This window comes from Pseudomonas sp. FW306-02-D09B, from assembly GCF_058782685.1.
Genome location: NZ_JBYSXY010000002.1, coordinates 209482 through 222759, shown reverse-complemented (window position 1 = coordinate 222759; position 13278 = coordinate 209482). Strand labels below are relative to the sequence as shown.

Here is a 13278-nt window from a genome sequence, read left to right as displayed (position 1 = left end):
GCGTCTTCAAGCTCCGATGTCTGGCAGAATTATACGCACCTCAGCTCCGGTTTCCCCTGCCTCATGCCTGCAATTACCACAGATCTTCCTGCTCTCGCCCAATCGATCAAGGACTGGGGCCGCGAGTTGGGCTTTCAACAAGTCGGCATCAGTGGTCTGGACCTGGCTGAGCATGAACAACACCTGGAGCGCTGGCTCGAAGCCGGCTACCACGGCGAAATGGATTACATGGGCGCCCACGGCAGCAAACGCTCACACCCGGAAGAACTGGTGCCGGGCACATTGCGGGTGGTTTCACTGCGCATGGACTACCTGCCGGGCGACACTGAAATGGCCAAGCGCCTGGGCCAACCGGAAAAAGCCTACGTCTCGCGCTATGCCTTGGGCCGCGACTATCACAAGCTGATCCGCAAACGCGTGCAGCAACTGGCCGAGAAGATTCAGCAGGTCATCGGCCCTTTCGGCTACAGGGCTTTCGTCGACAGCGCCCCGGTGCTGGAAAAAGCCATCGCCGAACAGGCCGGTCTCGGCTGGATCGGCAAAAACACCTTGGTACTGAACCGCAAGGCCGGCAGTTACTTCTTTTTGAGCGAGCTGTTCGTCGACCTGCCGCTGCCGGTCGACCCACCTCACAGCACCGAGCACTGCGGACGCTGCACGGCGTGCCTGGACATCTGCCCGACCAAGGCCTTCGTCGGCCCCTATGTGTTGGACGCCCGCCGCTGCATTTCGTACCTGACCATCGAGCTGAAAACGGCGATCCCCGAAGATTTGCGACCACTGATCGGCAATCGGGTGTTCGGTTGCGATGATTGCCAGATCGTTTGTCCGTGGAACCGCTTCGCCCGTCCGTCCGGCGAAAGCGACTTCAAACCGCGACACAACCTCGACAACGCCGAGTTGGCCGAACTGTTCATGTGGGATGAAGAGAAATTCCTGAGCAGCACCGAAGGCTCACCGCTGCGCCGCGCCGGTTATGAGCGCTGGCTGCGTAACCTGGCCGTCGGACTTGGCAATGCGCCTTCAACGATTCCGGTGCTGGAAGCCCTGAAGGCGCGGGCCGATTACCCATCGGAGTTGGTACGCGAGCATGTGCAATGGGCGCTGAAACAACACGGACTCGCGTAGGAGCTCTGGTGTCAGGCTTCGTCGTTGTAGACGAACTTGGGCATTTCCCAGTGGAAACGAATCGCCAGCAAGCGCAGCAGGAAGCCGCCAAACAAGGTGATCAGAATCGCCTGTTCGTCGGGTAATTGCAGGTAAAGGCAGAGCATGTAGCACCAGGCGGCAGCGAACGAGACGCTGGCGTAGAGCTCGCGACGGAAGATCAGCGGGATGTCGTTGCAGAAGATGTCGCGCAGGATGCCGCCGAACACTCCGGTGATCACCCCGCTGACCGACGCCACCAACATGCCGTGGCCCGTTTCCAGCGCAATCATGCAGCCGATCAGGGTAAACGCCACCAACCCTACGGCGTCGAGTACCAGGAACAGCGAGCGCAGATGGCGCATCCAGCGTGCGGTAAAGACCGTGAGCATTGCCGCAGCCGAGGTCAACACCAGGTATTCCGGGTGTTTGACCCAGGTCAGCGGATAGTGCCCGAGCAGCACGTCACGCACCGAACCACCGCCCAGCGCCGTCACGCAGGCGATCAGCACCACGCCAAACCAGTCCATGCCACGCCGACCGGCAGACAACGCCCCAGTCATGGCTTCAGCGGTAATGGCAATCAGGTAGAGCATCAGCAACATGGCGGCGGTCCTTACGAGAAGGCGCGCAGTCTACTCAGATCGTCGGGGCACCAAAAGAGGGCGCAGGAGCATTCACCTACAACCTGTGGCGAGGGGGCTTGCCCCCGTTGGGCGGCGAAGCAGCCCCAAAACCTGCGATCGCATTTCATCAGGCATATCGCATTGGCTGATTTCACGACTGCTCCGCAGCCGAACGGGGGCTAGCCCCCTCGCCACACTAGCCCTCAATACTTGGGTATCAGAACTTGATGAAATGCGTGCGGTAGTGCTGCAACTCGGCGATCGACTCGCGGATATCGTCCAGCGCCAGGTGCGTGCTGCCCTTCTTGAAGCTGTCGCGTACGTCCGGAGCCCAGCGTGCGGCCAGCTCCTTCAAGGTCGAGACGTCGAGGTTGCGGTAGTGGAAGTAGCTTTCCAGCGCCTTCATGTGCGTATAGAGGAAGCGCCGGTCCTGGCAAATGCTGTTGCCGCAGATCGGCGACGTGCCCTTCGGCACCCACTTTTCCAGGAAGGCGATGGTCTGGGCTTCCGCTTCAGCCATACTGATGCGGCTGTCGCGTACCCGCTGGGTCAGGCCGGAGCCACCGTGTTGACGGGTGTTCCACTCGTCCATGCCCGCCAGGATCTCGTCGCTGTGGTGAATGGCGATCACCGGGCCTTCGGCCAAGGTGTTGAGATTGCTGTCGGTGACAATGGTGGCCATCTCGATGATGACATCGGTGTCAGGGTTCAGACCGGTCATTTCCAGATCGATCCAAATCAGGTTCTGCGGGTTTTGCATGTGTCGGCTCCTCGGCGTAGGCATGCAGTTTAGCCTAGAGGACTCTCGGGGCGTGCTAAACTCGCGGCCGTTTTACCTAATCGCTGCATTATCCACACGGAACACCCATGGCCAAACGCCAACTCAATCGTCGTCAAAACTGGCGCATCGAAAAGATTCAAGGTGAGCGCGCTGCACGCGCCGCCAAACGCGAATCCTCCGCCGTCGAAGCGCTCGAGGGCGGCGACCTTGGCCCCGAGCAGACGGGCCTGGTGATCGCTCACTTCGGCGTTCAGGTCGAGGTCGAAGCCCGCGACGGCGAACTGGCCGGCCAGGTGTTCCGCTGCCATTTGCGGGCCAACCTGCCTGCGCTGGTGACCGGCGACCAGGTGGTCTGGCGCGCCGGCAACCAGGGCATCGGCGTGATCGTCGCGCAATTGCCGCGCAAAACCGAGCTTTGCCGTCCCGACAGTCGTGGCCAGCTCAAGCCGGTCGCAGCCAACGTCGACATGATCGTGATCGTCTTCGCCCCGCTCCCCGAACCTCATGCCAACCTGATCGACCGCTACCTGGTCGCTGCCGAACACGCCGGTATTCGCCCGCTGCTGTTGCTCAATAAGTTCGACCTGATCGACGAGCAGAATGCCCCGGCGCTGAATGCCTTGCTGGCGGTCTACCGCACGCTGGGTTACCCGGTGCTGGAAGTCTCGGCGCACCATGGCAATGGCATGGAGCAGTTGCAGGAACAACTGGACGGGCGCATCAGTGTGTTCGTTGGTCAGTCCGGCGTCGGCAAGTCCTCGCTGGTCAACAGCCTGCTGCCGGAAGTCGAAACCCGTGTCGGCCCGCTGTCCGAGCTGTCCGGCCAGGGCACCCACACCACCACCACCGCGCGATTGTTCCACTTCCCCGGCGGCGGTGAGCTGATCGACTCCCCGGGTATTCGGGAATTCGGCCTGGGCCACGTCAGCCGTGCCGACGTAGAAGCCGGTTTCATCGAGTTCAACGACCTGATCGGCACCTGCCGCTTCCGCGACTGCAAGCACGACCGCGAACCCGGTTGCGCCCTGCTCAAGGCACTGGAAGAAGGTCGCGTGCAACAGCAGCGCATGAATAGCTACCGCTCGATCATCGCCAGCCTGCCGGAAACCAGCTATTAACCAGAGCGCTCAGCAACCCCGACACTGAAGGCTGCTGACCGCCCACTGGCGCACCGACAGACAATAAAAAGCCGCGATCATCGCGGCTTTTTATTGGGTCACTGCTTGGGTGGCCCGGCCGGTTTGGCCGGGTCGCCGGCTTTCGGTGCCGGAGCGTCGAACAGGTTCAAGCGTTCCCGAAGCTCGTGTGCCGGCAAGGGTTCCTTGTCCGCCGGCAAGGCGTTCGGATCGGCAGGGACGGCAGGCACTTCACCCGGAGCGCCCTGCCCCGGTGTCGGTGTTGGTGCCGGTTCCGCGCCTTGTTCACCCTCGATGGCGCGCTGGGCCTTCTTGGTCAGCACGACGATGTCGATGCGGCGGTTGACCGGATTGAGCGGATTTTTGCGATCGAACAACGTCGACGAAGCGTAACCCACCACCCGCGCCACTTGCTGTTCCGGATAGCTGCCCGCGACCAGCGCCCGGCGAGCGGCGTTGGCACGGTTGGCCGAAAGCTCCCAGTTGCCGAACTCACCGGTGCCCGCATAAGGCTTGGCGTCGGTGTGACCACCGATGCTGATCTTGTTCGGCACCGCTTTGATGGTGTCAGCCATGGCCAGCAGAATGTCTTCGAAGTATGGTTTCAAGCGCGCACTGCCGGAGTCGAACATCGGCCGATTTTCGGAATCGATGATCTGGATGCGCAAGCCATCCGGGGTGATTTCGAAAAGAATCTGATCCTTGAACTTCTGCAACTGCGGGTTTTCTTCGACCTTGTTCTGCAGCTCTTGCAGCAACAGTTCCAGACGCTCGTGCTCGACCTGTTCGGCCATGCCTTCGACCTGCTCGGTATCGACGGTGACCTTGTCCGGTTGCGGCTGCGACTTGACCTCGGGGTTGAGAGTCTTGTCCGGCGCCAGCACCGGCGTGCCGCCCAGGTCGATAATGAACGGCGTACCGCTTTCAGAGAAGCCGATCGGGTCCTTGAAGTAACCGGCAATGGCGATCTTCTGTTCCGGTGTGGCGGTGGATAGCAGCCACAGCACCAGGAAGAACGCCATCATTGCCGTCGCGAAGTCAGCAAAGGCGATTTTCCACGCGCCCCCGTGATGCCCGCCAGCAATGCGCTTGACGCGCTTGATGATTATCGGCTGATTATTTTCCATGACTTAACGACCGCGAACCGCTTGTTCCAGCTCAGCGAAGCTCGGACGGTGTGCCGGGTACAGAACCTTGCGCCCGAACTCCACCGCCAGCGATGGCGGCATGCCGGAAGCCGAAGCCACCAGCGAAGCCTTGATGGCTTCGTAGATGTTCAGCTCTTCCTTGGCATCGTGAGCCAGGGAGTGCGCCAGCGGGCCAAAGAAACCGTAGGCCGCGAGAATACCGAAGAAGGTACCGACCAGTGCGGCACCTACGTGCAGACCGATGGACTTCTGATCGCCCTCACCCAGCGAGGCCATGGTCACCACGATACCGAGTACCGCCGCAACGATACCGAAGCCGGGCATGGCATCGGCGATACCGTTGACCGCGTGGGATGGGTGCTCGAGGTCTTCTTTGAGGCTGTACAACTCCATGTCGAACAGGCCTTCAAGCTCGTGCGGCGCCATGTTGCCGGACGACATGATGCGCAAGTAATCGCAGATGAACGCGGTCATGCGGTCGTCTTTGAGAACCGCCGGGTACTTGGCAAAAATCGGGCTGGCAGCGGCGTCTTCAATATCGCCTTCAATGGCCATCATGCCTTCGCGACGGCTCTTGTTGAGTATCTCGTAGATCAGGCCCAGCACCTCCAGGTAGAAGGTGTGATTGAAACGCGAACTGAACATGCCCAAGGATTTCTTGAGCACGTGCATCGTCATGTGACCGGGGTTGGCCTGAAGGAATGCACCCAGCGCCGCACCGCCGATGATCATCACCTCGAAAGGCTGAATCAGGGCGGCAATCTTGCCGTGGGAAAGCACGTATCCGCCGAGCACGCTCGCGAATACGACGATGATGCCGATAATTTTAGCCATAGGTAGAAGGTACTTACTTAAGTCGGGTTCAAGGTCATATTCGGAAGTTAAAAAATCTCTTCTTCTACTTATCGGCAAAACTGCGCCAGACTATAGCCAGTTAAGGCGAAAAGCTAATTTGGCCCGCTCCGGGCGTGTTTAATGCAGACGATGATCGCGCCCAACCATGGCTAATGAAACGACCGTTCCAACTGCTGGACCGACCACACTCGAAGGCTGGGTCAAGCTGCTCGATGGCGTAACCTTGCCCGTGCCGCGAGCCAGCCATGATCGCGTCTGCAAGGCTATCGCCGACAATCGCAGCTCGTTGCGCGATATTGCCGAACTGATGCAAGGCAGCCCGGCCCTGGCCCTCAGCGTCATCCGCGAAGCCAATCGCCACACCCACGGCAGCATGAGCGAGCCCAGCGAGAACCTGGAAGTGGCGATCAACCGCCTCGGTCTCAAGCGCACAGAAGAACTGCTCGCGCGCCTGCCTGCCCTGCCCGAGAACGAAATCCCGCCGGCCCTGCGCCAACTTCAATTGATCAGCCTGCACGCGACCCAGCAGGCCAACGGTTTTTTTGCCAGTCGCCTGGCGCGGCTCTGGCAGGACATCCACTGGGGTAGCCTGCTGTTCCTCTCGCCGTTCTGGCCACTGGCCCTGACCTTCCCGCAACTGCTGGAAGACTGGGAACTGCGGGTCCTGCACAAGCGCGAGCCAGCACGCAAGGTCGAAAAAGAATTGTTCGGCGTACGCCTGCTGGAACTCGGCCAGGCACTGGTGGAAGTCTGGCGCCTGCCCATCTGGGTAGGACAAGGCTATCGATTGCTGCTGGATGAACAACGCGAGCTGGCGAAAGTCGTGCATATCGCCCGCGACGCCGAGCACCCGTTGCGCCAGCAAAACCGCCTTGATGACGACCCGACGCTGCGCCGCTGGCTCAACCAACCGGCCAACACGGTGTTGCTGGCCAACGGTCTGGCGTTATCGGCACAGCAAGCCTGGAGCAGCCCTCACTGCCTGCGCTGGCAGTTGCTGACCAGCCTCTACCTGCAAATGCCGATGGACGAGGTCCAGCAGCAACTGCACCAGCAAGCCGCACTCAGCGCCCGCAACCATGCCATGCCGGACCTTTGGCATCCCGCCGGGGCATTGCTCTGGCCGTGGGACGAGCGACGCCTTCATCGCGGCCAGCTTCCGGCGCCAGCCCCCACCGCCGAAGACCTGACAAAGTGGCGCAAGCAATGCGCAGAACTGCTGGCGGAGCCGAGCCGCTTTACCAATGCCATGCACCTGACCACCTTCGCCCGGGACGCGCTGGTTGCCTGCGGCATGCGTCGGGTGATGATTCTGATGGCTGATCGCACGCACAGCCAATTGCGCGTGCACCAGATTCACGGCCTGCCTAAAGAAGCCGCGATGCTGAACTTTGTGGTCAGCCAGAGCACCGTGCTGCAACGCTTGCTCTCGCAACAGGCTCAGGTGCGGCTGACGCCAGTCAACAACGCACAGTTTTCAGCCTTGCTGCCTGCCAGCCTGCGCGCACTGTTCGGTGGCGAGCACCTGCTGCTGCGTTCACTGGTCAACAATGGCCGGGTGATCATGCTGGTCGTGGCGGACCAGGGCGGCGGTCCATTTTCGGAAATCACCGTGCAAGCCTTCGGCAAAACCGCACAGTGCATCGAAAAAGCCCTGCACAGCTTTAGCCACCGCGGCCAATAGCCGTTGCGCTACAATCCTTCCCTTTGTGCTCTGGAGACCTCACATGTCTGACTTCTCTGGCTTGTCGCTGGTCATCGAGCCGAGCGACCTGCTCGCCCGTCTCGATGCTCGCGAACTGATCCTGGTCGACCTGACCAGCAGCGCCCGCTACGCCGAAGGCCATATTCCCGGCGCGCGCTTCGTCGACCCCAAACGGACTCAACTGGGTCATCCGCCGGCACCGGGCCTGCTGCCGCCACAGGCTGCACTTGAAGCCCTGTTCGGCGAACTGGGGCATAACCCGGACGCGGTCTACGTGGTCTACGACGATGAAGGCGGCGGTTGGGCCGGACGCTTCATCTGGTTGCTGGATGTCATCGGCCACAGCAACTACCACTATGTGGACGGCGGCCTGCTGGCCTGGCTGGCGGAAGGCTTGCCGGTTTCAACCGAGGTTCCAGCGGCTGTCGGCGGCCCGGTTGCACTGACCTTGCACGACGAGCCCACCGCTACCCGCGAATACCTGCAAAGCCGTCTTGGCGCCGCCGACCTGGCAATCTGGGACGCACGCGGGCCGCTGGAATATTCCGGCGAGAAAGTCCTCGCCGCCAAGGGCGGACACATCCCCGGCGCAGTCAATTTCGAATGGACCGCCGGCATGGACAAGACCCGCAACTTGCGCATCCGCACCGATATGCCGCAGATCCTTGAACAGCTCGGGATCAGCAAAGACAAAGAAGTGATTACCCACTGCCAGACCCACCATCGCTCTGGCTTCACCTATCTGGTGGCCAAGGCGCTCGGTTATCCGCGGGTCAAAGGCTACGCCGGCTCCTGGGGCGAATGGGGCAACCACCCCGACACGCCTGTTGAGATTCAAGGTTCTTAAGGACAGTTAATGAAAAAGCGTTTGTTTATCCTCAGCCAGTACCTGCTGCCTCATCACCTGCTCTCGCGTCTGGCCGGCTGCATTGCCGAATGCCGCGTGCGCTGGTTCAAGAATGCCTTCACCGCCTGGTTCGCCAAGCGTTATCAGGTGGACATGTCGCAAGCGCTGGTCGAGGACCTGACCGCTTACGAACACTTCAACGCGTTCTTCACCCGCGCACTGAAAGATGGCGCCCGCCCGCTGGACCAGACCCCGGGCGCAATCCTCAGCCCGGCTGACGGTGCCGTCAGCCAGCTCGGCCCGATCGAGCATGGTCGAGTGTTCCAGGCCAAGGGCCACAGTTTCAGCGTGCTGGAATTGCTCGGCGGTGATACGGCAAACGCTGCGCCGTTCATGGGCGGCGATTTCGCCACTATTTACCTGTCGCCCAAAGACTACCATCGCGTACACATGCCGCTGGCCGGCACCCTGCGCGAAATGGTCTACATTCCGGGCCGGATCTTCTCGGTCAACCAGACCACCGCGGAAAACGTTCCAGAGTTGTTCGCCCGCAACGAGCGCGTCGCGTGCATCTTCGACACCGAGCGCGGGCCAATGGCTGTGGTATTGGTCGGTGCGATGATCGTCGCTTCGATCGAAACCGTCTGGGCCGGGCTGGTAACGCCACCCAAGCGCGAACTGAAAACCTTCCGCTACGACGAAGCTGCCCGCGCGCCGATTCACCTGGAAAAAGGTGCCGAGCTGGGTCGCTTCAAACTGGGTTCGACGGCGGTTGTGCTATTTGGCCCGAATCAAGTGAAGTGGGCTGAAGAGCTGGCGGCTGGTTCGCCAGTGATGATGGGCCAAGGCATGGGCTCGCCGAACGCCTGATCTGCACGCAGATCCAATGTGGGAGCGGCGGTGCGGCGATCCGACTTGCTCGCGAAGAGGCCATAACATTCAACATCTCTGTTGACTGTTACACCGTCTTCGCGAGCAAGCCCGCTCCCACACAAGCTTGCTCCACACAAACTGCGTGGTGTTACAGCTGACCGTCGCGGTCTCTGAAGCCCAGTAGATACAGCACGCCATCCAGACCCAGGGTCGAAATCGCCTGCTTGGCCGACTGTTTGACCAGCGGCTTGGCACGGAACGCCACGCCCAGACCTGCAATTGCCAGCATCGGCAAATCGTTGGCACCGTCGCCGACGGCAATGGTCTGCTCCAGACGCAAGCCTTCCTTGTGCGCCAGCTCACGCAGCAAATCGGCTTTGCGCTGTGCATCGACGATTGGCTCGACAGCCACACCGGTCACTTTGCCGTCGACCACTTCCAGTTCATTGGCGAACACATAGTCGATGCCCAGCTTGGCTTGCAGCTGTTTGGCAAAGTAAGTGAAACCGCCCGACAGAATGGCCGTCTTGTAGCCCAGGCGCTTGAGTTCGGCGAACAAGGTTTCAGCGCCTTCGGTCAGGCGCAGGGAGGCCCCGATCGAGTCCAGCACGCTGACGTCCAGCCCTTTGAGCAAGGCCAGGCGCTCCTTGAAGCTGGCGCGGAAATCCAGTTCGCCGGCCATCGCCCGCTCGGTGATTTCCGACACTTTCTCGCCCACCCCGGCCGCCTTGGCCAGCTCGTCGATGACTTCGGCTTCGATCAGTGTCGAATCCATGTCGAATACCGCCAGACGACGATTGCGACGGAACAGCGAATCTTCCTGGAAGGCGATATCGACGTTCAGCTCCTGGGCCACGCTGAGGAACTCGGCACGCAGGGCCTGCGGATCGGCCGCTTCGCCACGCACGGAAAACTCAATACAGCCCTTGCCCTTGTCAGCTGGAGTGTCCAGTGGCATACGTCCGGACAGACGGTCGATGTGATCGATGTTCAGCCCGTATTTGGCAGTGATCGAACTCACGCGCTGCAACTGCTCGGCCGTCACTTTGCGGGTCAGCAAGGTCACAATGTGGCGTTTCTTGCCTTGAGCGCCGACCCACAGCTGGTAATCCTCTTCGGAGACCGGCGTGAAACGCACCTGTTGCCCCAGCTCATAGGCCTTGAACAGGATGTCCTTGAGCACCGACGAACCCTGTTCGGTATCGGGAATTTCAACCAGGATGCCGAACGACAACGTGTCGTGGATCACCGCCTGACCGATGTCGAGAATGTTCACACCACCCTGGGCCAGTACACCGGTAATGGCCGCAGTCAGACCCGGACGGTCGACTCCCGTGATGTTTATCAGGACGATTTCGCGCAAGGCGCACCCCCGCAAGTGGAAAAAAACCGCATTCTACCCACTTTCAGTGACCATCGGGCACAGCGAGCGCTTTGCCGGTCTGGGGCCTGTCGCTATACTGCGCGTCAACTTCACGGACAAAAGAGCCGAGCTCAGTGAACCGGCCTACGCCAGTTAAAACCGATAACTTCTTTCTGCTGATCTTCCGGGCACTGCGCCATCGCCGTGTACCGATTGCATTGCGCATTGCCAGCCATAACGTGATCCTGGTCGCATTGGCCCTGGTGATCTACGCCTGCGTGATGGGTCTGCAGTTCAAACAGGCCATGCACGAGCAAGCGGATGCCCTCGGCCAGAGCCTGACTACCCAGACAGCGATGTCGGCGACCGAACTGTTGGTGTCCAACGACATCCTCAGCCTCAACGTATTGCTGAACAACCTGACCAAGAACCCGTTGGTGGCTCACGCGGCTATTTATAGCGTGGACAACCGGATTCTCGCCGAGGCCGGACAGCGCCCCAAGCATGGCTTGCTGGGCGAAGCCGAAGGCATGTACGAGAGCAAGATCACCTTTCAGGACGTGACGGCCGGTCAACTGCGGATCAGCCTGGACATGGCGCAGTTCCAGCAGCCGATGACCATCAGCCTGCAAAGCATGGGCATTCTCAGCGCGATCCTGCTGGCGTTGTCCCTGGCCCTGAGCTTGCGCCTGGGTCGGCACATCTCCACGCCGCTGCTGCAATTGCGGGTGTGGCTGCGCGACATTGACGAACACACCCCGGCGACTCAGCGCCAGGACGAAATCGGTGACCTGGCTCGCCAGCTCCACAGCAGTTATGCACCCGAAAAGGTCGAGCCTGAACCCGAGCCAGAGCCAGAATTCGACGATTTCGAAGACACTGAAGAGGCCGAACCGAGCTTCGAAGTGCGTAACCTGCGCGACCCAAGCTTCGACGAGAGCGCTCCGGTGGCCGGCCTGAAACCGGCAGCACGGCACGTGGTCAGCGCTGAAGAAGACGAACTGGACGAAGATGATCCTTTTGCCGACCTTCGCGACACCGCTGCCGCCGCGCCCGTTGCCAAGCCGCAACTCAACAAGCCTGCTGCCCCTGCGCAACCGCAGCACAGCGCGGTATTGGCGGTGCAGCTGGGTGCTCAGGAGCAACTGCGCCGCCTGCCGCGCGCACGCCTGACCGAACTGCTGGAGCGTTATCGCGACTGCCTGGACCAGGCGGCTTCGCTGTATGAAAGCGAACTGCACACCCTGAACGATGGCAGCACGCTGATGCTGTTCCACAGTGAAGACAGCGGTGACGACTACCTGACTAACGCCATCTGCTGCGGCGAGCTGCTGCGTGCGCTCGGCCACCAGCTGCAGATCGAAGTCGCCGACAGCGGCATCACCCTGCAATTGCAGCTGGGCCTGACCTTGGGCGATGGGCTCTTTGGCCTCAGCCAGATTGATCTGCTGCTGACCGAAACAGCTCAGGATGCGCTCGCATTGTCCCAACACAGCCGAAACCTGCTGCTGGTGGAGCGCAAGATCAGCGACGACGTACTGATCCGCCAACGTGCGCGGATCCGCCCAATCGCCAGCCCTGAAGGCGCTTGCTGCGTCGAACGGTTGATGGAACCTTACCCGTCGATGCTGGAGCGGCAACTGGCGCGCATGCACGAGACACGCGCCAAGAGCTGAACCCGGCCGTGAACCAAAAAGCCCGCAGACGAGTGATTGTCTGCGGGCTTTTTCATGGCCGACGGCATAGAAACCGTATACGTAGCAGCTGCCGAGCCTGCGAGGCTGCGTTCGAGGCGGACCGCGATCGGGCGAAGTCCTCGCAAATCCTGTGCACGCGGCTTGCCTGAAAGAACAAGTTACCTGATTTCACGACCGCTTCGCGGCCGAACGCAGCCTCGCAGGCTCGGCAGCTGCTACATGCGTTGGCCCCGCAGCACAGTGCTGCCTGCATTCTCCCTTCCAACCGCCAGAAACAACAAAGCCCGCATCAACGCGGGCTTTGTCTGTACGGCATTCACCTTAGAACCTGAACACTTCCATGTCCGTGCGAATTGGTGAAGCCATCGGGATCTTCGGTTTCTCCGGCTCTGCCGGCGCCGCCGGCTTGGACGCAGGTTTACGCGGTGCTTCGACAACCGGCGGCTGATTGGCCAGCGGCTTGAGCGCGACCGACAGCTGCTCGGCCAAACGTTGCAGCAATATGCCCTGGGCCTGCACCTGAGCGGCCGTACCACTGGCGTGCGGCTCTTGCAGATGAATGATGCGGTTGTCACGCACCTGGCCACGACGGTCGATCAAACGCCACTGGGCATCGAGGATCGCCGGTTGCGACTCACCCGAATCCAGGCGAGTGATCGACAGCAAAACCTGTACATCCGGGGTGAAACCCAGGGTCGCCGGTGCCAGCACTACGCGCTGGCTGTCCAGATGGCCGGCCACCTGGCGCAACAGAAGCTGATTGATGTCCGAAGACAGGCTGCCCGCCCAACGACCGTCGGTGGACGCTTGCAGGCTGCCATCAGGCTGGCGCTGCAGCAGGGTTTCACGTTGCAGGTAATCGGCGATCGATACCGGGCCCAACAAAACCGCCATGCCCGCGCTTTGCGCAGGCTGAGCCGGACTTCCGCTGTCCAGCTGATACAGCGACACCGGCTGGTGAACGCTGCAACCCGCCAGGCCAAATACGCCAGCGAGCAACAAAAGTAGAGGAAGGCGCAGAACAGTCATCATCCCATCCAAGTGACGGCCAACGAGCCGGTCACAGTGAAAAATACTCAATCAATATGAAGAACGCAGGAC

At 61.0% G+C, this 13278-nt stretch carries 12 protein-coding genes; 6 read left to right on the top strand and 6 right to left on the bottom strand.

The features are described from left to right. The first annotated feature begins 63 nt into the window (after window positions 1–63). Window positions 64–1128, top strand: a complete 1065-nt coding sequence (gene queG / locus AC3WK5_RS05250) for a tRNA epoxyqueuosine(34) reductase QueG (protein WP_103316312.1) — start codon at window positions 64–66, stop codon at window positions 1126–1128. Between the two features lie 11 nt (window positions 1129–1139). Here queG and AC3WK5_RS05245 read toward each other — a convergent pair whose 3' ends face one another. Then, window positions 1140–1751 (bottom strand): trimeric intracellular cation channel family protein, encoded by a 612-nt coding sequence (locus tag AC3WK5_RS05245; protein WP_054595346.1) that lies wholly within the window; start codon window positions 1749–1751, stop codon window positions 1140–1142. A gap of 238 nt (window positions 1752–1989) precedes the next feature. Continuing rightward, complete coding sequence (orn, locus tag AC3WK5_RS05240; protein ID WP_103316313.1) at window positions 1990–2532, bottom strand: oligoribonuclease; 543 nt, start codon at window positions 2530–2532, stop codon at window positions 1990–1992. Between the two features lie 107 nt (window positions 2533–2639). Here orn and rsgA point away from each other — a divergent pair, with 107 nt between their 5' ends. After that, window positions 2640–3671 carry a small ribosomal subunit biogenesis GTPase RsgA gene (rsgA, locus tag AC3WK5_RS05235; RefSeq protein ID WP_054595344.1) on the top strand — a complete coding sequence of 344 codons (1032 nt, stop codon included), beginning with the start codon at window positions 2640–2642 and terminating at the stop codon, window positions 3669–3671. Between the two features lie 98 nt (window positions 3672–3769). On the opposite strand, the gene motB is transcribed toward rsgA, so the two are convergent. Next, window positions 3770–4816 carry a flagellar motor protein MotB gene (gene motB, locus AC3WK5_RS05230; protein WP_103316314.1) on the bottom strand — a complete coding sequence of 349 codons (1047 nt, stop codon included), beginning with the start codon at window positions 4814–4816 and terminating at the stop codon, window positions 3770–3772. Window positions 4817–4819: 3 nt separating this feature from the next. After that, window positions 4820–5671: a flagellar motor stator protein MotA gene (gene motA / locus AC3WK5_RS05225; RefSeq protein ID WP_103316315.1), complete on the bottom strand. Its 852-nt coding sequence runs from the start codon at window positions 5669–5671 to the stop codon at window positions 4820–4822. Between the two features lie 166 nt (window positions 5672–5837). On the opposite strand from motA, the gene AC3WK5_RS05220 reads away from it, so the two are divergent. From AC3WK5_RS05220 to asd, 3 genes are read left to right on the top strand one after another with little or no spacing between them, the layout of a single operon-like run. After that, window positions 5838–7376 (top strand): HDOD domain-containing protein, encoded by a 1539-nt coding sequence (locus AC3WK5_RS05220; RefSeq protein WP_103316316.1) that lies wholly within the window; start codon window positions 5838–5840, stop codon window positions 7374–7376. A 43-nt stretch (window positions 7377–7419) separates the two neighbouring features. Further along, window positions 7420–8244, top strand: a complete 825-nt coding sequence (gene rhdA / locus AC3WK5_RS05215) for a thiosulfate sulfurtransferase (RefSeq protein WP_103316317.1) — start codon at window positions 7420–7422, stop codon at window positions 8242–8244. 9 nt (window positions 8245–8253) lie between these two features. Beyond that, window positions 8254–9114, top strand: coding sequence for an archaetidylserine decarboxylase (gene asd / locus AC3WK5_RS05210; RefSeq protein ID WP_103316318.1), 861 nt, complete (start codon window positions 8254–8256; stop codon window positions 9112–9114). A 151-nt stretch (window positions 9115–9265) separates the two neighbouring features. Here the strand turns inward: asd and serB are convergent, their stop codons facing one another. Continuing rightward, window positions 9266–10480 (bottom strand): phosphoserine phosphatase SerB, encoded by a 1215-nt coding sequence (gene serB, locus AC3WK5_RS05205; RefSeq protein WP_054595338.1) that lies wholly within the window; start codon window positions 10478–10480, stop codon window positions 9266–9268. A gap of 134 nt (window positions 10481–10614) precedes the next feature. Here serB and AC3WK5_RS05200 point away from each other — a divergent pair, with 134 nt between their 5' ends. Further along, entirely contained in the window at window positions 10615–12156 is a 1542-nt protein-coding gene (locus AC3WK5_RS05200) for an AhpA/YtjB family protein (protein WP_103316319.1), read from the top strand. 342 nt (window positions 12157–12498) lie between these two features. Here the strand turns inward: AC3WK5_RS05200 and AC3WK5_RS05195 are convergent, their stop codons facing one another. Then, entirely contained in the window at window positions 12499–13206 is a 708-nt protein-coding gene (locus AC3WK5_RS05195) for a PqiC family protein (RefSeq protein ID WP_054595336.1), read from the bottom strand. Window positions 13207–13278 lie beyond the last annotated feature (72 nt).